The sequence below is a fragment of the Bacillus sp. NP157 genome (assembly GCA_018889975.1).
In the GTDB taxonomy this organism is placed as follows: domain Bacteria; phylum Pseudomonadota; class Gammaproteobacteria; order Xanthomonadales; family Rhodanobacteraceae; genus Luteibacter.
Genome location: CP076546.1, coordinates 670,752 through 690,891, shown reverse-complemented (window position 1 = coordinate 690,891; position 20,140 = coordinate 670,752). Strand labels below are relative to the sequence as shown.

23 protein-coding genes are annotated in these 20,140 nt (G+C 66.6%); 6 read left to right on the top strand and 17 right to left on the bottom strand.

Features of this window, described 5'->3' with window-relative positions; translation table 11 throughout:
* Positions 1-2: 2 nt before the first annotated feature.
* Positions 3-986, bottom strand: coding sequence for an L-histidine N(alpha)-methyltransferase (gene egtD, locus KPL74_03195; GenBank protein QWT21025.1), 984 nt, complete (start codon positions 984-986; stop codon positions 3-5).
* Complete coding sequence (egtB, locus tag KPL74_03190; protein ID QWT21024.1) at positions 983-2,251, bottom strand: ergothioneine biosynthesis protein EgtB; 1,269 nt, start codon at positions 2,249-2,251, stop codon at positions 983-985. The genes egtD and egtB overlap by 4 nt, the downstream gene beginning before the upstream one ends.
* Before the next feature lie 188 nt (positions 2,252-2,439).
* Here egtB and KPL74_03185 point away from each other — a divergent pair, with 188 nt between their 5' ends.
* The gene (locus tag KPL74_03185) at positions 2,440-2,877 is read left to right on the top strand and encodes a hypothetical protein (protein ID QWT21023.1); all 438 of its coding nucleotides are present in this window, start codon (positions 2,440-2,442) and stop codon (positions 2,875-2,877) included.
* 97 nt (positions 2,878-2,974) lie between these two features.
* Here the strand turns inward: KPL74_03185 and KPL74_03180 are convergent, their stop codons facing one another.
* The 3 genes from KPL74_03180 to KPL74_03170 all read right to left on the bottom strand — a co-directional run bounded on the left by KPL74_03180 (position 2,975) and on the right by KPL74_03170 (position 6,115).
* Entirely contained in the window at positions 2,975-3,379 is a 405-nt protein-coding gene (locus KPL74_03180; protein ID QWT21022.1) for a hypothetical protein, read from the bottom strand.
* Positions 3,380-3,455: 76 nt separating this feature from the next.
* Complete coding sequence (gene rlmKL, locus KPL74_03175; GenBank protein ID QWT21021.1) at positions 3,456-5,600, bottom strand: bifunctional 23S rRNA (guanine(2069)-N(7))-methyltransferase RlmK/23S rRNA (guanine(2445)-N(2))-methyltransferase RlmL; 2,145 nt, start codon at positions 5,598-5,600, stop codon at positions 3,456-3,458.
* On the bottom strand, positions 5,597-6,115 hold the full coding sequence (locus tag KPL74_03170) for a hypothetical protein (GenBank protein QWT21020.1): 519 nt from the start codon (positions 6,113-6,115) through the stop codon (positions 5,597-5,599). Before KPL74_03170 ends, rlmKL begins: the two co-directional genes overlap by 4 nt.
* A 45-nt stretch (positions 6,116-6,160) precedes the next feature.
* Here KPL74_03170 and KPL74_03165 point away from each other — a divergent pair, with 45 nt between their 5' ends.
* From KPL74_03165 to KPL74_03155, 3 genes are read left to right on the top strand one after another with little or no spacing between them, the layout of a single operon-like run.
* A complete protein-coding gene (locus KPL74_03165) occupies positions 6,161-6,718 on the top strand; it encodes an N-acetylmuramoyl-L-alanine amidase (protein ID QWT21019.1) in 558 nt (185 codons plus the stop codon).
* A 50-nt stretch (positions 6,719-6,768) separates the two neighbouring features.
* Positions 6,769-7,635, top strand: a complete 867-nt coding sequence (gene tesB / locus KPL74_03160; protein ID QWT21018.1) for an acyl-CoA thioesterase II — start codon at positions 6,769-6,771, stop codon at positions 7,633-7,635.
* A 4-nt stretch (positions 7,636-7,639) separates the two neighbouring features.
* Positions 7,640-8,530 carry a LysR family transcriptional regulator gene (locus KPL74_03155; protein QWT21017.1) on the top strand — a complete coding sequence of 297 codons (891 nt, stop codon included), beginning with the start codon at positions 7,640-7,642 and terminating at the stop codon, positions 8,528-8,530.
* On the opposite strand, the gene KPL74_03150 is transcribed toward KPL74_03155, so the two are convergent.
* From KPL74_03150 to KPL74_03115, 8 genes are all read right to left on the bottom strand, one after another.
* Entirely contained in the window at positions 8,505-9,704 is a 1,200-nt protein-coding gene (locus KPL74_03150; GenBank protein ID QWT22569.1) for an MFS transporter, read from the bottom strand. The genes KPL74_03155 and KPL74_03150 overlap by 26 nt on opposite strands.
* A 152-nt stretch (positions 9,705-9,856) precedes the next feature.
* Entirely contained in the window at positions 9,857-10,312 is a 456-nt protein-coding gene (locus tag KPL74_03145) for a hypothetical protein (protein ID QWT21016.1), read from the bottom strand.
* 53 nt (positions 10,313-10,365) lie between these two features.
* On the bottom strand, positions 10,366-11,334 hold the full coding sequence (locus KPL74_03140) for a multidrug resistance efflux transporter family protein (GenBank protein QWT21015.1): 969 nt from the start codon (positions 11,332-11,334) through the stop codon (positions 10,366-10,368).
* A 29-nt stretch (positions 11,335-11,363) separates the two neighbouring features.
* Complete coding sequence (locus tag KPL74_03135; protein QWT21014.1) at positions 11,364-11,726, bottom strand: hypothetical protein; 363 nt, start codon at positions 11,724-11,726, stop codon at positions 11,364-11,366.
* A gap of 72 nt (positions 11,727-11,798) precedes the next feature.
* Positions 11,799-12,146 carry a hypothetical protein gene (locus KPL74_03130; protein QWT21013.1) on the bottom strand — a complete coding sequence of 116 codons (348 nt, stop codon included), beginning with the start codon at positions 12,144-12,146 and terminating at the stop codon, positions 11,799-11,801.
* 95 nt (positions 12,147-12,241) lie between these two features.
* A complete protein-coding gene (locus KPL74_03125) occupies positions 12,242-12,679 on the bottom strand; it encodes a hypothetical protein (protein ID QWT21012.1) in 438 nt (145 codons plus the stop codon).
* Positions 12,676-13,317, bottom strand: a complete 642-nt coding sequence (locus KPL74_03120; protein QWT21011.1) for a hypothetical protein — start codon at positions 13,315-13,317, stop codon at positions 12,676-12,678. The genes KPL74_03125 and KPL74_03120 overlap by 4 nt, the downstream gene beginning before the upstream one ends.
* A gap of 35 nt (positions 13,318-13,352) precedes the next feature.
* Entirely contained in the window at positions 13,353-14,426 is a 1,074-nt protein-coding gene (locus tag KPL74_03115) for a DUF1311 domain-containing protein (GenBank protein QWT21010.1), read from the bottom strand.
* A gap of 150 nt (positions 14,427-14,576) precedes the next feature.
* On the opposite strand from KPL74_03115, the gene KPL74_03110 reads away from it, so the two are divergent.
* On the top strand, positions 14,577-15,173 hold the full coding sequence (locus tag KPL74_03110; GenBank protein QWT21009.1) for a DUF4291 domain-containing protein: 597 nt from the start codon (positions 14,577-14,579) through the stop codon (positions 15,171-15,173).
* Between the two features lie 2 nt (positions 15,174-15,175).
* On the top strand, positions 15,176-15,724 hold the full coding sequence (locus KPL74_03105; protein QWT21008.1) for an RNA 2'-phosphotransferase: 549 nt from the start codon (positions 15,176-15,178) through the stop codon (positions 15,722-15,724).
* A 71-nt stretch (positions 15,725-15,795) separates the two neighbouring features.
* Here KPL74_03105 and KPL74_03100 read toward each other — a convergent pair whose 3' ends face one another.
* The 4 genes from KPL74_03100 to KPL74_03085 all read right to left on the bottom strand — a co-directional run bounded on the left by KPL74_03100 (position 15,796) and on the right by KPL74_03085 (position 20,139).
* Positions 15,796-16,671, bottom strand: a complete 876-nt coding sequence (locus tag KPL74_03100) for a hypothetical protein (protein QWT21007.1) — start codon at positions 16,669-16,671, stop codon at positions 15,796-15,798.
* Between the two features lie 11 nt (positions 16,672-16,682).
* A complete protein-coding gene (locus KPL74_03095) occupies positions 16,683-17,093 on the bottom strand; it encodes a hypothetical protein (protein QWT21006.1) in 411 nt (136 codons plus the stop codon).
* Between the two features lie 383 nt (positions 17,094-17,476).
* Positions 17,477-19,180, bottom strand: a complete 1,704-nt coding sequence (recJ, locus tag KPL74_03090; GenBank protein ID QWT21005.1) for a single-stranded-DNA-specific exonuclease RecJ — start codon at positions 19,178-19,180, stop codon at positions 17,477-17,479.
* A complete protein-coding gene (locus KPL74_03085; protein ID QWT21004.1) occupies positions 19,177-20,139 on the bottom strand; it encodes a hypothetical protein in 963 nt (320 codons plus the stop codon). Before KPL74_03085 ends, recJ begins: the two co-directional genes overlap by 4 nt.
* Position 20,140: the final 1 nt, after the last annotated feature.

Genomic DNA, 20,140 nt, shown 5'->3' with positions numbered 1-20,140 from the left:
TTTTAGGCTGAGGGGTTGGAGCGCACGAGGTATTGCACGCTGAAGCGCTCGTCGGCGTCCATCCAGACCTTCTCGACCGACAGGCCGGCTTTCGCCGCCATCTGCGCGAAGTCGTCCAGCGAATACTTGCAGCTGTATTCCACCTGCATCGCTTCGTCTTCGCGGAAGCCGTACACATCGTTGCCGACATGCACTTCCTGTCGCTTGGTGCTGACCAGCGTCGTCTCGATACGACCCGCCAGCGCGTTGTAGCGCGCACGGTGGCGGAAGGCATCGACGTCGAAATCCGTGCCGACTTCGCGATTCAGGCGCACCAGCATGTTCAGGGTGAAATCACGCGTCACGCCTGCGGCATCGTTATACGCAGCTTCGATCTGCGCGGGATCCTTCTTCAGGTCCACGCCGACGATGATGGCGCCGCCGTCGCTCATCTCGGTGCGCATCTGGCGAAGGATCTTGATCGCATCCTTCGTTTCGAAATTGCCGATGGTGGAACCGGGAAAGTAGATCGCGGTGCGTCGCGGCGAACGCGACGACACCGGCAGGCGCAGCGGCTGGGTGAAGTCAGCGCAGACCGGCTGCATCGGCACGTCGGGGAAACGCGTGGCGAGTTCGGCGACGCTTTCCATCAGCGCGGTGCGCGAGATCTCCACCGGCACGTAGGCCACCGGCGTCTGCAGGTGTTCGAGCAGCATGCGCGTCTTGATGCCGCTGCCGCTGCCGTACTCGACGAGGCGGACATCCGGACCCAGCGCGTCGGCGATGTCGCCGGCATGGTCACGCATGATCCCGATCTCGGTGCGGGTCAGGTAGTACTCCGGCTGGTCGCAGATGGCCTCGAACAGCGCGGAACCGCGCTCGTCGTAAAACAGCCGCGACGGCAGCTTCTTCGGCTTCGCGGCAAGGCCGCGGCGCACGGTGTCCAGGGTGTCTTCGACATCCGGGTGGCGATCATCCAGGCGGATGTCTTTCGGTTGAGCGCTCATCGATCGTTTCCAAGTCGTAGCCCCGAAAACTGCCAACGGGCGTGGGGCGGGAAAAAATTGCGATACGTCGCACGCACGTGATCTGCAGGTGTGGCGCAGGAACCTCCGCGGAGGATCCATTGCCCATTCATGAACTTTCCGTTGTATTCACCGAGTGCGCCTTCGAGCGGACGAAACCCGGGATAACTGACATAGGGGCTCATCGTCCATTCCCAACAGTCGCCGTAAAGTTGCCCGAGGTCTGTCTCAAAGGTTGAGGCACGCGGTTGGAACACGCCGCTCTCCTGGAGGTTCCCGCGGACCGGCACATCCGCTGCCATCGTTTCCCATTCCACTTCGGTGGGCAGCCGCGCACCGGCCCAGCGGGCGAACGCATCGGCTTCGAAATAGCTGACGTGGCACACCGGCGCATGCGGGTCGATGGCATGCCGGCCCTGCAAGGTGAATTCGGTCTCGCAGGCGTCGTCCCAGTACAGCGGACGCTGCCAGCCTTCGGCCTGCACGGTTGCCCAGCCATCGGACAACCACAGGGTCGGCGTGCGGTAGCCGCCATCGTCGACGAACGCACGGTACTCCGCGTTCGTGACAGGACGATTGGCAAGCGAACCCGCCTGCCGATAGGTGCGATGGCGCGGCCCTTCGTTATCGAAGTGGAATCCGTCGCCCGCATGACCGACCTCGACGATGCCCTCGTCGAACGGCACGAAGCGCAGCGCCGGCGCGGCCATCGACAGCGCACGTGGCGCGTCGGAGGCGTAGGCGGGCTCCAGCGGGTTCTGCGCGAACGCGTGCTTGATGTCGGTCAGCAGCAGTTCCTGGTGTTGCTGCTCATGTTGCAGCCCCAGCTCGACCAGCGTGGACAATGCCTCGTCCGATCCGCGTGCGATGCGCTCGGCCACCGCGTCGTCCACGCGCGCGCGATAACCCAGCACATCATCGAGCGTCGGCCGCGTGATCATCCCGCGCGACGGGCGCGCGTGCATCGGTCCCACCGACTGGTAGTAGCTGTTGAACAGGTAGAACCATTCGGGGTTGGGCGAGACGTACGCGTCGTCGCGGCCGAGGATGAACTGCTCGAAGAACCAGGTCGTGTGCGCCAGGTGCCACTTGGTCGGGCTGGCGTCCGGCATGGACTGGATCACGGTGTCTTCGGGCTTCAGCCGGCTGGCCAGGCCAAGGGTGCGCTGGCGGATACGGAGGAAACGTTCGGCGAGGGCCGTGGCCACGGTCGTGGAGGGGACGATGCCGAGCGGTCTTGCGGTCATGCGCGTGGTTCCTGCAACGGCCGACGGGTCCGTCAGCCATGACGCATGACGATGCCCGAGGAAACGTTCAACGAACGTGAGTGGTTGCGTCCACGGCCTTAACGGCAGGTGGACCAAACCCTCGCCCCCTCTCGTTTTTCTTCGCCAGTCGGCTTAACGTGGTATTCCCCATGACGGAGGGTTTCACCATGAACGCGCGTTGCCTGACCGCTGCCTGTTTGCTCCTCATCTCAGCCGCGGCCTCGGCCGCCGACGCCCCTCCCCCGGAGCGCCACGAGCTGCCCATCAACGACTGCATGCGCACCGACCGGATTTCGAACTGGGCCATGGTGGATAACCGCACGGTGATCGTGGCCAACGGCCCGACCTTCTACAAGATCACCACCAACGTCGATTGCCCGCGGATGGACCTGGGTGGCGGCATCCGTTTCAAGGCCGCCGCCAACATCCAGGCCGTGGCGCCGATGCGCATCTGCAACAGCATCAACGAACAGATCGTCCGTCGCGACGACCCGCCGTGCCAGATCGATACGGTGCAGGTGATCGACAAGGCGACCTACCAGCAGCTGGAAAAAAGCGCGAAGCACAAGGGCGCAGGCCCGGGCACGAGCGGTGCCGTCAGGTAACGCGCAAGCGATGGCGACTCGCACCGCGGCGCGCAAGCGAGGCACAAAAAAAGCCCGGCTATAAGCCGGGCTTTTCGTCACTCAACGCTGCGATCGATCAATAACCGTCGTCGCGGACATAACGGGTGCTGGAATACCCATCGTCATACGTGGTGGTCGTCGTGGTGACGCGGCGGGTGACCACCGGGCCATCGTCGTAGACCACCGTGCGCGACGGCGCGTAGTAGGCCGGGCCGTTGTCATAGACGACGGTGCGCGGCTGCGTGGCGTTGTAGACCAGCGCGCCGACGGTACCGGCAACGATGGCGCCGGCGATCCAGCGGCCGCTGTGGTCGTAATACCCACCGCGGTGATAACCGCCGTGGTAACCGCCGTAATACCCGCCACCACCGTGGTAGTACCCACCACCGTGGCCCCAGCCGCGTGCAAACGTGACCGGTGCGAACGCCATGAGACCCACGGCAGCGAGGGCGATGGCGGACTTGACGAACTTGGCTTTCATGACAGTTACCTCCTCAGGTGAGCGCAGATTCGCGCCCGGCCACTGAATCCGGACTGAAGTTTTCTGCACCGGCCGTTCACGTTTTCCACGGGTTCACGAACGGCTTGCGAAGCAGCCAGCAACCGTGGATATCGTGCCGGCGGGCAAAGTCGAACGGAATGCTCGGCGCGCTCCAGTCTTCAATGGAAAGATGGGGTTCGAGGGCCACCCGATCAAGCTGGAAGCGGCGGAAATTGTTCGAGAAAACAATCACCCCTTCAGGTAGCAGTCGGTCGGCGCAGGCCAGCAGCAGCTTCACGTGGTCGCGCTGCACGTCGAAGTCGTCGGCCCGCTTGGAGTTGGAGAAGGTCGGCGGATCGACGTAGATCACGCCGTACTGCATCGAGCGCTTCTCGAGGAACGACACGGCGTCTTCCTGCACCAGCCGGTGGCGGTTGCCGGTGAAGCCGTTCAGGGCGAGGTTTTTCGACGCCCAGTCCAGGTAGGTGGCCGACAGGTCGACGGTGGTGGTGTCGCGAGCCCCGCCCGCCGCCGCGTACACGCTGGCCGTGCCGGTGTAGGCGAACAGGTTCAGGAAATGCTTGCCGGCGGCAAGTTCCCGGATCTTCGCGCGAACCAGCCGGTGGTCGAGGAACAGGCCGGTATCGAGGTAATCCGTCGGATTGATCAGGAACTTCAATCCGCCCTCGTGCACCTCGACGAACTGGCCCTGCTGGTCGAACTGGCCATATTTGGAGCCGCCCTTGCCGCGCTCGCGCGTTTTCACCGAAATGCGCTCGCGGGGGATGCCGAACACTTCCGAGGCCACCCGACCCACTTCACGCAGGCGATTGCGCGCCACGTCGACCGGGATCTCCTGCGGCGCCTTGTATTCCTGGATGTGCAGCCAGTCTTCGTAGACGTCGATGGCGGCGGCGTATTCCGGCAGGTCCTGGTCGTAGGCGCGCCAGCAGGTGATGCCTTCGCGCGCCAGCCGCTTGCGCAGGTGGCGGACGTTCTTTTCCAGCCGGTTCTTCAGCATCTGCGCGCCGTCGGACAACGGCTTCGCCTCGCGGGCCGGGGCCTCGCCCTGCGCACGCAGGCTGAAGGTCAGCAGCGGTGTCTCAAGCGCGCCGTTGTACAGCGCGTAGCGCTTGTCCGGGGAAAGCCGCATGGCCCTGCCCAGTTCCTCGTCGCCGGCAAGCACGGCCGCGCGCCAGCCGGGGAAGCGGTCTTTCAGCGCCTGGCCCAGCTGGCGGTACAGCTGTGGCAGCTCGGCACGGTCGCCCAGGCGCTCGCCGTAGGGCGGGTTGGTGATGACCAGGCCCAGCGGGGTTTCCGGCGGCGGCTCGACATGGATCGCATCGCGACGGTCCAGGTGGATGAAGCCGGCCACGCCCGCCGTCTGCGCATTGCGCTTGGCGGTCTGGACCATGTTGGCGTCGGAGTCGCTGCCGAAGAAGACCGGGCGCAGGTTGCGCATGCCTTCGTCGGTTCGCGCCTTGGCCTCTTCCCACAGCGACTTCCACAGGGTGTAGTCGTGCTTGCGCCAGCCAAGGAAGCCGAAGTAACCGCGCCGCAGGCCCGGGGCCGCGCCCGCGGCGATCAGCGCGCCTTCGATCAGCAGGGTGCCCGAGCCGCACATCGGATCGACCAGGGCGCCGCCCTCGGCGTAGATGCGCGGCCACTGGGCGCGCATCAGCATGGCCGAGGCCAGGTTCTCCTTCAGCGGCGCCTCGCCCTGGCGCTCGCGCCAGCCGCGCCGATGCAGGGGCGAGCCCGACAGGTCGATCGACAGCGTGGCCCGGTCGCGGCGCACGCGGACGTTCACCTGCACGTCCGGCTCCTCGGGATCGACGTCAGGACGCGAACCGCTTGCCGTGCGGAACTGGTCGACGATGGCGTCCTTGGTCTTCAGCGCGATGAACTGGCTGTGGGTGAGCTTGCTCAGCGCCGTGTTGGCGCCGACGGCCAGCGTGCCGTGCGGCGCGAGGTGTTCGGACCAGTCGATCGACTGCACGCCCTGGTACAGGTCTTCCGGCGTGGCGGCATCGAACTCCGCCAGCGGCAGCAGCACGCGGCTGGCCATGCGCGACCACAGGCAGGCGCGGTAGGCGATCTCCATGCCGCCGCCGAAGGCGACGCCGGCGAGCGACTCCTTCACGTCCTCGGCGCCCATGGCGACCAGTTCGTCCTTGAGGAGGTATTCCAGGCCCTTCGGGCAGGTGGCGAAGAAGTTCATGCCAGGCCTTCCAGGAAGTGGCGGAATTCGGCCTCGATCGCGGGCAACGCAGCCCCGAGGCGGTGGTCGTCCCGTACCAGCAACAGCGGCGCGCCCTGGCCGCGGGCGAAGGCGATGGCGCCCTCCACCGGGCAGACGTCGTCGGCGTAGCCATGGACGAGGAAGGTCGGCACGCCAGTCGCGGCGGCGAAGTCACGCGGATAACCCGGGATGGCCGCCGGCAGCGCCAGCAGGAACAGGCCGGCCACCGGGGCGTCCAGCGAGGCCAGCCCCGAGGCGAACGCGCCCATGCTCGAGCCGACCAGCACGGGCGGCACCGGCGAGGCGGCGATGGCGGCGCCAAGGCGGGCAAGGCGCGGGGCGACCGAACCGGCATGGCCGTTCAGGTCGTCCTCGCGGTAGTCCGGGCGCTGCGTGGACCAGCCGAGGGACTCGGCCAGGGCGGCCAGGGCACTGACCTTGGTGGCATCGGGACCGGAATCGGACCCGTGGGAAAGAATGATGTGTCCGCGCATGGCGGTCTCCGTACGCGGATCGACTGGCTATGTTATCAAAGCGGGATGATCGACATCCTTCACGCCCCCCTGCCCTACGAATCCCGCCTGCCCGTGCGCGAGGGCGACACCATCGACCTGGTGGTCATCCATTGCACCGAACTGCCCGACCTGGCCATGGCCCGGGAATACGGCGAGCGGGTGCTGTACGAAGACCGCGGCACGGGCGCCAGCGGGCATTACTACATCGATCGCGACGGTTCGGTCCTGTGCTACGTGGACCCGCTGCGCGTGGCCAACCACACCCGTGGCTACAACCCGCGCTCGATCGGCATCGAACTGGTCAACCTGGGCCGTTACCCGGACTGGTTCCACTCCGCCAACCAGGAAATGACCGAACCCTATCCCGCGGCCCAGGTCACCGCCCTGCGCGGCCTGCTGGACGAGCTGGTGGCACGCTTCCCGTCCCTGCGCCACATCGCCGGCCATGAAGACCTGGACACCGCCATGGTGCCGTCCAGCGACGACCCGGAGAACGAAGTGCCGCGCAAGCGCGACCCCGGCCCGCAGTTCCCGTGGGCCCGTGCCTTCGACGCCGGCCGGCTTGGCCGGATCAGGGCCTGATTCTTTTACACTTGGCGTCCATCGCGCACCGTTCTTCCGAAGGGATACCCATGCAGGACAACCACGTCGGCGAACTCGTCGAACTGCTCGAACTCGAACGCCTCGAAGACAACCTGTTCCGCGGCCAGAGCCGCGACATCGGCACGAAGTTCGTCTTCGGTGGCCAGGTGCTTGGCCAGGCCCTGTCCGCCGCTCAGCGCACCGTCGCGCCCGACCGCGTCGCGCACTCGTTGCATGCCTACTTCTTGCGCGCCGGCGATATCGATGCGCCGATCGTCTACAGCGTGGAACGGACCCGCGATGGCGGCTCGTTCTCCGCACGCCGCGTCGTCGCCATCCAGCACGGCCAGCCGATCCTCAATGGCTCCATCTCGTTCCAGGTGCCGGAAGACGGCTACGAACACCAGATGTCGATGCCCGAAGTGCCGGCGCCGGAAGATGTCGAGCCGATGCCGGCGATGTCCGACGAGCAGCTCGCTCGCCTGCCGGAAAAGACCCAGCGCTGGCTCGGCAAGGATGGTCCGTTCGAGTTCCGCCATGTGTGGCCGCGCGATGAACTGCGCCCGGCGAAGCGTCCGCCGTACCAGCACATCTGGTTCCGCCTGACCGCACCGATCGCCGACACGCTTTCCTTGCACCAGGCCCTGCTGGCCTACGCCTCCGACTTCCACCTGATCGGCACGGCGACGCTGCCGCACGGGATTTCCTACCTCACCCGCAACATGCAGATGGCCAGCCTGGACCATGCGCTGTGGTTCCATCGCGCGTTCCGCATCGACGACTGGCTGCTCTACTCGTTCGACAGCCCGACCTCGCAGGGTGGCCGCGGCCTGGCCCGAGGCATGATCTACACGCGCGACGGCCGGCTGATCGCCAGCACCGCGCAGGAAGGCCTGATCCGCGTTCGTCCCGACTAAGCCGATGAACATCGAGCTGCGGCACCTGCGTTACTTCATCGCCGTGGCCGATGAGCTGCATTTCAGTCGTGCCGCCGAGCGGCTGGGCATGTCCCAGCCGCCGCTCAGCCAGCAGATCCGCGACCTCGAAGCGCAGCTTGGCGTGCGCCTTCTCCGGCGCACCAACCGCCGTGTCGAGCTGACCGATGCGGGGCGTGTTTACCTCGATGCGGCGCGCGACATCATCTCGCGCGTCGACGAAGCCGGCGACATGGCGCGCCGAGCCGAGCGCGGCGAGATCGGCGAACTACATGTCGGGTTCACCCAGAGCACGCCGCTGATCGCGCTGTTCCCTCGCGCCGTGCGCGCGTTCCGCGAAGCGTATCCCGCGGTGCGCCTGGTGTTGAAAGAGAACAACACGCTCGCGCAGATCGAGCGCCTGCTCGACGGCAGCCAGCAGGTCGGCCTGATCCGTGGCACCGACCTGCCACCGACCCTCGTCGCCCGCAAGCTGGTCGACGATCCACTCGTCGCCGTGATGCGCGCAGACCATCCGCTGGTGAAACGTCGCAAGACTCGCCTGAAGGTCGACGACCTCGCAGGCGAGCCCTTCGTCGTCTTCAGTCGCAATGCTGGCACGGGCGTCGCGTCGCAGGTGCAGGCCATGTGCCGTAACGCCGGCTTCGCGCCACGCATTGCGCAGGAAGCGGGCGAATCCGCGACCATGGTCGGCCTGGTCGCCGCGGGCCTCGGCGTTGCCGTGCTGCCGCAGTCGATGAGCCACGTACACGTCGAAGGCGTCGCCTACGTCCCGATCGATTCGCCGGACGCAGCAAGCGCGCTGTACCTCGTGCATCGCAGCGGCGATGCCTCGCCACTGGTGAAGTCATTCATGCGGTTGATGCTGAAGGCTTGATCGCACGCAGCTTCAACGCGATAACCAGGCCAGCCAGGACAAGAATGGCGACGTAGATGGCGACGCCCGGCCATCCGGCGTGTACCCAGGCGACGCCTCCGAGTGAGCCGGCGATGCTCGAGCCCATGTAGTACGAGAACAGGTACATCGACGACGCGTGTGCCTTTGCCGTCTTCGCGCGCATGCCGACCCACCCGCTGGCGATCGAATGGCCGCCAAAGAAACCGAAGGTCAGCATGGCGATACCCAGGACGATCGCCCAGATCGCCGAGCTCGACGTCAGTGCGACGCCGACGAGCATGATGACGAAGCTCGTCCACATCACCCTGCCCCGGCCAAGCTTTCCGGCCAGCGAGCCCATCCACGCGGACGCGCCCACGCCGATCAGGTACACCATGAAGATGGCGCCGACGTGCGACTGCGATAGTGAGAACGGCGGGGCGAGCAGGCGGAACGAGACATAGTTGTAGATCGTGACGAAGGCGCCCATGAGCAGGAAGCCTTCGGCGAACAGCCACGGCAAGCCCTTGTCCCTGAGCAATTCGCCAAACGATGCGATCAGTGCGCGAGGACGCGCCGCACGCTTCTCGAAGTGAAGCGACGGCGGCAGGCCCTTTGCCACGAGGAAGGCTGCGATCAGGCCAAGCGCTCCGATGACGCCCACCGCGACACGCCATGAAGCGTGGTCGGCGGTGAAGCCCGAGATGAGGCGACCGCTCATGCCACCGATGGCGTTACCGCCGATGTAGAGGCCCATGGCGAAACCCAGCGACTCACCATGCACCTCCTCGCTCAGGTAGGTCATCGCCACCGCAGGCAAGCCGGCCAGCGTCACGCCGAGCAAGGCGCGCGCGACCAGCAACAACGTCCAGCTCGGCGACACCGCCGTGAGCAACACCAGCACGGATGACGACAGGAGCGAGAACAACATCACCGGCTTGCGACCCAGCGCATCCGAGATCGCCCCGGCGAACAACATGCCCACCGCCATCACCGCCGTGGTCAGCGAGAGCGACAGTGAACTGGTCGCCGCATCCACGCCGAAGTCGGCGGAGAACGCGGGCATCAGCGGCTGTACGCAGTACAACAGGCCGAAGGTCGCGAAACCTGACGAGAAGAGCGCGAGGTTGGTACGCCGGAAGGCCGGTGTGCCGTGACGGATGCGCCGGTCGATGGCCACGGGCGCGGTGGGGGACGAGCCGTCCACGAGGGACCTCCAGGGAGTTAGCCGATGTGCGTAGGCTAGCCCCTGAATTGAGTCGAATCGATACCGCTAAATGTGTGGTTCGATAGCTTTGGCAAATGATTCCGCGGCAGCGCCCACGCTCAGCGAGCTGCCGCGCCCTCGGCCGCACCATCCCACTGCACGGCATTGGCCAGCTCTTCGTCGGTCAGCGCCAGCGCTCCCGCGTCGGCTTCGGCATGCACGGCAACGATGTGCCCGTCATGCCGCGACAGCTCCCGGTTGCCTGCGTCGGTGACCGACTTGGCCCGCTCGTCGTCCGAAGCCAGCAGCACCAGCAGCGTCTTCGACCCCGCGACAAAGGTCACGCCACTGGTCGCGCCGGATTTCGCCAACGCGGCCGAGGTGAGCGGCACGGCCTTCACCTTGCCCGCCCAACGCGGCGGCGCGACGAACGTATAACCGGCGGCTTCGTCGCGCCACGCGAATCGTTTCATCGGCTCGGCGGCCGGCGCAGGCTCGCCGTGCGTACCCGGCGGAGGCATGGCATGGCCGGCAAGGGGCAACGCGAGGAGAAGGGCAAGCGCGGCGGTTTTCATGGTGGACTCCCGAAGATGCACGCAGCGTACGCGTTGCCACCGTCGGCGCAGCGTCAAGCCCCGCGATCCCCCGCTTCCTCGCCCCCACCCTCGCGTCCGCTCACCCAGGCGAACAGCGCGATGCCCACGACGATGGCGATGGCGCCCAGGCCGGACAGGGCGTCTGGCCACGACTCGCCGAGGAAGGTCACGCCGATGATCGTGGCGAACAGCAGCTCCGCCGCCTGCATCGCTTCGACCGCCGCAAGCGCGGTGGGCTGGCGGCCGACCATCTCGGTGGCGTGGAAGAACAACACGGTGGCGATCACTCCCGACGACAAGGCGACGCCCGCGGCAAGCACCACTTCGCGCCACGACGGCGGACCGATCGTCGCCCAGCTGCCGGCGGCTAACACCAGCCACAGCGGCCAGCTCGCCAAAGTCATGCCGAACACCCGCTGCACCGGGCCGAGCTTCGTCCCGGTACGCTCCAGGTGCAGGAGTATCTTCCGGTTACCCAGCGGATAGGCGAAGGCTGCGAACACCACCGCACCCACGGCCAGCCATGCCGCGGCGTCGAGCGAGCCGCGCGCATGACCGAACTGCAACAGCATCACGCCCAGCACGATCAGGGCACCGATGCCCAGCGCACCGACATGCCAGCGGGCGCGTTCGTCCCGATAGATGAAAGGTGCCATCAACGGCCCCGCCAGCACGGTCATCTGGAAACTGCCGGCCACCAGCCACGACGGCCCACTGCTTGCCGCCCAGGTCAGCGGAACGCCGAACAGCACGAAGCCGACCGAACTCCAGCCCAGCCACGCCCGCGGGTGCGCGCGCAGTTCAGCAGGAAGCCGGCCCAGGCCACCCTGGAACGGCAACACGATGGCCAGCAACGGCAGGGTAAACAGGTAGCGCAGGACCACCGCCCACTGCCAGTGGCCGCCACCGCTGACGACGGCACGGTTAAGTACGTAGGTGAACGTGAAGAACAGCGCCGACAGCAGCGCGATCGCCACAGCCTTCAGGGCAGTGGAACGCATGGCAAACCTTACGGGGAAACGAACCCCGACTATGCCAGTCGCGCAGGCGGGGCGTCAGCCGCTTCGTTGAGTTCCAGGAACAGCTCCTGCAGTTCGCCACCCATCGACATGCCGTCGACCACCAGCCCGACCGAGCCCTTCACACCCGCTACCGGGCAGCAGCCATCGGCAATGCCCAGCAGGTTCGCGGTGGTCTCGACCATCACCTGGCAGACGATGTCCATCAGGGTGGCCTTTCCCTCCGCGTCCAGGTTCTGGAACAGCGACAGGGCGCGGACCCAGTGCGGGTCCACGGCTTGCTCGGGCGACATCCTGAACAGATCCGCGTAGACCGCGAGGTTGTCGCGAACCACGGCATCCTGCAGGGCCTGAACGAAACGTTCGGCATTCATGGGAGTGTTACCGGGGAATGGGGGATGCCCCATAGATGGTGTCGCCCGCCCCGGGCTCAATCCCCCGCCGGATCAGTGGTTTTCACGCACCATGCGGCGAGGCCGCCGCGAAGCCGGTACGTAGCCGGGCCAGACCGCATCGTAGAAATACCGCTCCTGCGCGTTCGGCGGCTCGTAGGGCTTGCTCGCTGCGGGAATGCGCTTCCGCAAGGCGGCCTCGTTGTGCTCCGCCCAGCGCATGATCATCCGCTGCATCAGCGACACGCCGCGCAGGGTAAGGCCCTGCCCTGCCTTCGGCCCATACCGCCAGCGCACCACCCAACGGTCGCCCTCCGGGCTGACGCGGGCAAACGCCCGCGACGTCCCTTCCAGGATCGCGTATTGCCGTTCGCCCATCTGGACCCAGTGCACCATCGCCATGGGCCAGACGCTACGCCGGGCCAGTCTCAGATATGTGGACGCCGTGCGCGGCTAGCCTGAAGAAACACCTGCAAGCTCCTGATCCGGATCAGGGATCAGGGATCACCCTCGCCGGTGTAGGGCGTCGGTGCATCGTCCGCGCCATCGAGCGAGCGATGGAAACACGCCCGGCCTTGCGGATGCTGCGCAAACCGTTCACCCGACGTGGGCGGTGCCTCCATGCCCGCCGCCTCGAACGTCGCGCAGAGGGTGTATTCCCTGGCGTGGCCCTCGTAGGTAAAGGGCACCTGTGTCACCGGGTCCATTCGGTCGCCAGCGGCCGGCGCGATCTCCGCCAGCGTGGCAGGCACCACCTTGTGCTTGTCGCCATAGAAATCGATCCGGGTCGCCAGGTTGGTCAATGCCCTTTCGCGCATCGTGTCCTGTGCCAGCCGGCGTTGATGCATCGGCGTGCCGTTCACCCACAGGCCCGCGCCGACCGCCACCGCCATCACCACGCTGACGGCGATGCCCAGGCTCCGCCGCCCGCTCATGCCTTCACCTCGTCGCGACGCAGGTCGCGCAGGTAGTACATGAAACCGACCACCGCGATCACGCCGGCGACCAGCACCTTCAACGCGAAGCGTATCGTCATCTCGCCGCCCAACAGGTGGTCGGCAAGCGTGGTGAGGTCGCAGATCAGGGCGACCGAAGCGACGAACAGGGTCAGGTAGGTCAGCCACCGCCGCACCGCCGACTGGCGCTTCGCCGGCTGCCGGGCGAGCTCATGCTCGTTACGCGCGGTGAGCCAGAGGAACACGGGGAAAGCGATGATGATCGACGCCAGCGACCAGCGCAGGTCGGGGCCGAGGCGAAGATAGCCATACGTGTCCGTGGGATCGGGGAACGCGCGATTGATCAGGCTGAACAGTAGCGAGCCCAGGTGGAAGGCGCTGAGGTAGAGGGTGGTGAAAATCACCAGGTAGATGAATGCCTCGCGGGCCGACAGGTACGGACGCGGGCGTGGCACGGGGATCGCGAAGTCCGTGTCGGCGTACGCGGCCAGCGCCGGCCGCACCTGCTCGGCGGACCAACCCGCCGTGCTTAGTGCCTGCTCGATCTCCTGCCGTGTCTTGCCACGCTTGAGGGCGGCGTAAACGAAACGTTCCAGTTCCTGCGCACTGCTTGCCATGTGTTACTCCCTTTGGCCCCTTCGGGCAGGTATGACTATCGATCGTTTGTCGCGTGGCTGGCGCCCTGCAGGCCCTCGACCCGCTCGGACATCACGGTGCCGAGGCAACCGACCTCGCCATCCGTGTATCGCGCGGCGACGGCCGGATCCGCGCACGCATTGCGTTGCCTGATCCAGGCTTTCTGCGACGCGACGATGGCGTCGCGCGCCGCGCCTTCGTGGGTATCGCGTTGCTGGCCATACGACCGGGCGACGCTGCGATCGACCGCGACGAGGATGTCGCGGGAACAAATCACCGCGTCGACGCCCGCGCCTGCCCTGTCGCAGCGGATCGTGCCGGGGATGGCCTCGGGCGTGCCGTCGTTGCCTTCGCATTCCACGGGCCCGTCGTATGTCGCAACGGTCTTAAGGCCGGGGTTGAGCGTCACCAGCGTGGCGCTGAGGCCGCAGCCGCCCGGCACCCACGCGACCGGACCGGGCGTATCGGCGTTTTCGATGATGCGCGACGGCATGGTTCCCACCTCGCCAAGCCGGGTCGCCTTGCCGGCCGTCCATTCGACGATCGTCGCCGCAGTCCATTCGGGAGGCTCACGGTAGTTGCTGATCACCGGGGACACTGCATAGAAGATCCGGCCCGGCACGGTGAAGATCGCGCTGTGCCGGACGCTGCGCAGGTTCGGCGGCAGCACAGCATCGACGCCGGCTGGACGGGGGGCGTCGGATTCCAGCGGCGCGACCGATTGCAGCGGCCGGATCGAGAAAAGCACCAGGCCTGAAGCGGCCACGCCATGGCTGCCTTTGATCCGATAGGTGGCGCCGTCTTCGTCCGCGAACCTGGCTTCACCGCAAACCACCGGCGTCGCGGCATCGAACATCCACAGCGAGCCATGTGCTGCGCACGCCTTCTCGACGTCACCGGACCACGCTACGCCGCCTTCCCGGTGGCGCGTGGCGAGCCAGGCATACAAGCCGTGGCCATCGTCGGCGATGTAACCGATCGCGAGGCCGGGCAACGGCGACTCGAACTGGGCCTGTACGTCGGCCCATGCGGTCGTCGTGCCCAGCAAGCCCGCGAGGCACGCCAGCGTCCTGCGCCATCGATCCATCATTCCCTGCCCCCTTGTCCCGTGCCGTGGATCTTAGCGGGTGACGGGACGCCCGGGGATGGCCGTTTGCGGGCGGGGCTGGGGCAACGATCGGACGTCGGGCGCGGCTGCGAGGCGGGGTGCAGCCCTGCATTCCGTGTATGATCCGCGCCAATGACAACCGAAAAGACTGTCCCCAAGAGACAGATTCGCGCCGTCTATGACGACGCCACGATCCGGGTTTACCAGGCTTACAGCCACCCGATCGCCGATGCCGCCCTGGCACACCAGACCTTCGTTTCCCCGCCTTTCAGCATGTCGCGCATGACCTGGGTCAAGCCCTCGTTCCTGTGGATGATGTATCGCTCAGGCTGGGGCGAAAAAGACGATGGCCAACGACGAATCCTCGCCATCGATATCGATCGCGCGGGCTTCGAATGGGCCCTGGAAAACAGCTGCGCCAGCCACCCCGAGCCGGGCATGCCGGCCGACGCATGGGGGGCGAAGAAAGCTCGCTGCCCGGTGCGCATCCAGTGGGACCCGGAGCGGGATCTTCGCCTGAATCCGCTCGACCATCGTTCCCTGCAAATGGGCATCGGCGGTGACGCCGTGAAACGCTACGTCAACGAGTGGATCCGGCGGATCACCGACATCACGACGGACGCGCAGGCGATCAAGGCGCTCGTCGATACCGGCGATCTTGCGGCAGCGGCGGCGTTGTTACCGGCCGAGCGCCCGTACACGCCGGCGTCGTACGACATGGAGGACTAGCGATGGACAAGAAACTTACCGAAGCGAGCAAATTTTTAAGCTATGTGCTGCGCCACGAGCCGCAGTCGATCGAACTCGATCTCGACACCGAAGGCTGGGCCGACATCGATGCCTTGATCGCTGGAGCCAGCCGCCACGGCCGTGCCATCGATCGCGAGATCATCGAGACGATCACGGCGCAGAACGACAAGAAACGCTTTTCGATCTCGGATGACGGACGGCGCATCCGTGCCGCACAAGGCCACACCACCGCTTCCGTGGCCATCGCGTACGAGCCGGTGGTGCCGCCGGATCGGCTGTTCCATGGCACGGCGACGCGCTTCCTCGATGCGATCCAGGCAGAAGGCCTGAAGGCCGGAAAGCGCCACCACGTGCATCTGTCGGCCAACGTCGAAACGGCGGTGGCCGTGGGGCAGAGGCATGGGAGGCCAGTGGTGCTTTCCGTGGATGCGGGTGCGATGCATGCGCAGGGGTTCGTTTTCTATCGGGCGGATAACCTGGTTTGGCTTGTGCAGGGGGTGCCGGCTCGGTTTTTGGGGGTGGTGGTTTAGGGGTTGGTTTCTGGTTTTTTGGATGGGTTATCGCGGAGGATTTTCGCGCGCGGGCGCGCTCCTACAGGGGCTTACTTGAGGACGCCGGCTTCGATGGGGAAGGGGCGGAGTTGGTGTTGTTCGCGCAGGCCGTCGCGCAGGTCGATCTCGATGCCGCGGGTGACGGCGCTCATCGGGACGTCGTTCACCTTGTCTTCGAACGGATCCTGCAGGTCGTTGCCCGATTGCAGCAAGCCAAGGAAGAGGATGCCGGCGACCGTCGAACCCAGCGGCGTGTAGATGCCGAGTTGCTCGACCAGGCCGAACGGCAGCAGCGCGCAGAACACGTGGGTGAACACCACCGGATACACCGAATACTGCTGCGGCAGCGGCGTGTTCTTGATGCGTTCCATGCCGCCCTGAGCGTTCGAGATCTCGGCAAGCGTCTTGGCGAACGTGGCGCGGATGATCGAGTCCGGCGAGCCTTCGCTCAGCAGCGAACCCGTCCGCAGCGCGATGGCATTGGGTGCGTTCGCCACGGTACGCAGGTGGGCGAGTTCGTCGTCCGGCAACAGGCCAGACAGTTCGTCCCAGTTCTTCTGCCGGCGCAGGTGCAGCCGCAGCGAATGCACGTAGGCGATCTGCCGGTACGAGATATCCCGGGCCAGCACCTTGTCGTTCAGTAGCGTCTCCGCATCGCGCACCAACGTACGCGAGCAGTTGACCATGGCACCCCACAGGATGCGTGCCTCCCACCAGCGCGAATAGGCCGTGGCGTTGCGGAAGCTGAGGTAGATCGCGACCGCCGTGCCGAACAGCGTCACCGGCAGCGCGGGAAACCATTCCCAGGATGATTCGGTGTAACACCACACCGCCGTGATGAGGACGTCCCAGCAGAAAAGCACGACGAGGGGGCCGCTGATGTAGCGCCAGAGATGGCTTGCGTGCGCGTGGCCGGGTACCAGCATGTCCGTGTCTCCTAGAGCGAATGCGTGAGGGGCTGCTGCGGATCGGACGATGCGCGGATGTAGGCACCGAAGCCGTCGGAGGCCGTGGGTAGTGGCTTGCCATCCGCACCGCGCACCGGTTCGCGCGCCTGTGCATCCCGGCGAAGGTCGGGCGAGGCCACCAGCAAGGCGGCAACGATGGCCGAGCCAAGCATCACGTTCGCGTCGCGCACCCGGAAAAGTCGCGCGAGGATCAACGGCATCGCGCCGATGACCAGGGCCGTGCCGACGAATTCGGCGACCCACAAATCCAGGCGATGCGGAGGGTCGATGCAGACCACGCCGACGGCGCTCGCCGCGACAACGGCGGCGACGATCGCGTGGTTGCGAAAGTGCATGAAGAAGCGTTCCCGGAGGACCGCGTCGTGGGTATCGGTTGCCATGAGGTTCTGCCCGTTTTGTTGCGTCGAGGCAAAAAACTGCGACGGATGTGATGTCGGTGGCAAGCTTTTCAGGACATTCGTAGGCGGTGGAATGTCACGCGATACACGCGGAAAGTGCTCAGAATATTCGGGCCTTCACAGGCGGAATTGTTGCGTCGCAATGGGTGTGGGCGACGTGCGGTGTGGGGATTTCACACTGAATGGGGGTTCACGGTGGTGTTGGGTTTGGGCTTGCCGTTGGATGGGCGTTTGGATGGCTATGTGAGATCGATCTCATTGGATTGTGGATCGGGCACGACTATGGGTCGCGCACAACGGTTGGTTGCGCATGACCTTGGGTCGCGCACAGGTGCGCTCCTACAGGGGGGGCGCCTTTACGAGGCTTAGAGGGGTTCGAGGTGGGTGATGAGCAGGCGGAGGCTTTCGCGGCCTTGCCAGTCGTTGACCGTGAGTTCGTAGGCGGCGCGGAAGCGCTGCGGTGGCGGGGTGCCGTCGTAGCAGCCGAACATCACGGCATCGAGCGGTGCACCGCCCTGCCCGTGGCGTAGCTGGAAGCGCAGGTGCTTGCTGCCCATCGGTTTCCACGACGCGCATTCGAAGATGTTCTCGAACAACGGCGAGGGGAAGGCCTGGCCCCATGGGCCGGCATGGCGCAGCTGCCGGGCGAGGTCCAGGGTGTGGTCGCGGTAGTCGAGCTCGCCGTCGGTGTGGACCACCGCCTGCAGGCGCTCTTCGTCGAGGTGTGCCCGTGCCACGGCGTCGAAGATCGCGGCGAACCGCTCGAAATCGTGGCCGTGCATGCTGAGCCCCGCGGCCATGGCGTGGCCGCCGAAGCGCAGGATCAGCCCGGGATGCTTCGCATCGATCTCCGCCAGCGCATCGCGGATATGGAAACCGGGGATAGAGCGGGCCGAGCCACGCAGCTCGCCCGTGTCGTCGCCGGCCGGCGCGAAGGCCATCACCGGGCGGTGCAGCTTTTCTTTCAGCTTCGAGGCGACCAGGCCGACGATGCCGGCGTGCCAGCCCGGATCGAACAAGGCGACGCCAACGGCATCGACGTGCGCCGCGCGCGACACCATCGCCTCGGCTTCCTCGACCATGCCCGCCTGCATCTCGCGGCGTTCCTGGTTGATGGCACTGAGTTGTTCGGCGTAGCGCCGCGCGATGCCGACGTCGTCGGTGAGCAGGCAGCCGACGCCGAGCGACATGTCCTCCAGGCGCCCTGCCGCGTTCAGACGCGGGCCGATGGCGAAGGCGAGGTCGGTGGCTGTCACGGTAGCGACCGAGCGATTGCTCGCCTCGATCAGTGCGGTGATCCCCGCGCATGCCCTGCCCGCGCGCATGCGCTTCAGGCCGGCGTCGACCAGCACGCGGTTGTTGAAGTCGAGCGGGACCAGGTCGGCCACCGTACCCAGCGCCACCAGGTCGAGCAGCGTGGCCAGGTCGGGCTCGCCGTGTTCGAAACGACCGGCGTCACGCATGGCCGCCCGCAGCGCCAGCAACAGGTAGAACATCACCCCGACACCGGCGAGCGCCTTGCTCGGGAAGCCGTCGCCGGCCAGGTTGGGATTCACCATCGCGTCGGCGTCTGGCAGCGTGTCGCCCGGCAGGTGATGGTCGGTGACCAGCACGCGGATGCCGCGCGCATGCGCCGCGGCGATGCCGGCGACGCTGGCGACGCCGTTGTCGACGGTGACGATCAGGTCCGGCGCGGGCTCCAGCGAAGCGACCAGCGCTTCGCTGAGGCCATAGCCGTGGATGAAGCGGTTGGGTACCACGTGCCGCACATGCTGCGCGCCCAGCAGGCGCAGGCCGCGCTCGGCGACCGCCGCGCCGGTGGCGCCATCACAGTCGTAGTCGCCGGCGATGACGATGTGCTGTCCGCGGTCGATCGCGTCGAGCAGCAAGGCCACCGCCTTGTCCATGCCACCGAGCAAGGCGGGCGGGTGCAGGCGGGCCAGCTTGTGCTCGGCACCGTCGGGCGTGCTGACGCCGCGGGCCGCATAGACGCGCTGGATCACCGGATGGACGTGGTTCGGCCAACCGCTGGGCGCGTCGGCGGCGCTGCGCTGGCGCCAGGTTTTCACGTTTTCGCCTTGCGCCAGAAGCGCAGGCGATGGCGTTTGTGCACGACGGTGCGGCGGCCGTCGGCGAAGGAGAGGCAGAGTTCGCTGCCGGCTTCGAGGCGGGCTTCCAGAAAGGGCCACCAGGTCTGGGCGAAGTCGCCGGGCTGGATGTCCTGGAGATCGAGGAGGGTTACGGTGGAGGGGGTGTTCGTTGGAGATGGCGTTTGGGGCGGGCGGGGGTCGCGCGCGGGGCGCGCTCCTACAAGGGCTGACCTGCCTTGGACGTCGGTGCCGGATTTCTGGCCTAGGGCCCAGACCAGCAGGTCGTCGCTGTAGATGTGCGACTGGCCGCATTCGACCCAGTCGGGCAACGCGCCTGCGCCCCACAGCCAGATGCTGTTGACCGGCGGCAGGCCGTTGTACTGGCGGTCGGCGTTGGCGGGGTGGTTGTGCAGCACCACCTGCGCTTCGTTGATCAGGGCGCGCCAGCGGCGGCCGTCGTCGCCCTTGGGCAGCTGTTCGAACAGGTCGGCGCCGAGCGCTTCTTCCGGCTCCGGGAACGCGGGCACCTGCACGTAGCTGGGCACCTTGAGTTGCCAGTGCTGCGGGTCGCCGACGAACAGGGCCATGCCCTCTTCGGCGAACGTCTCGCCGAGCGCGTCGACCATGCTCGCGGCATCCGCGGCGCTGACGGCGAGGTTGCCACACGCCAGCAGCCGCGCGCCGCTCAATTCGGGCTGCACCCATGCCGGATCGGCACAGACCCACAGCGCATCGCCGGCGTCGCCCGCCACGGACTGGCGGATCAGCGCGGCCACCGGCAGCGGGCCAGCCGGCCAGCGGAAGTGCTCCGCCAGCGCGTGCAGGTAACCCGGTGGCGCCGCGGGGCGCTCGGTGCCGCGCGCGACCCACTGCGCGAACACATCGAGGAAGCGCAGCTTGTCGTAACCGGGCAGCAGGACGTTGAGCGTCGCCGACATG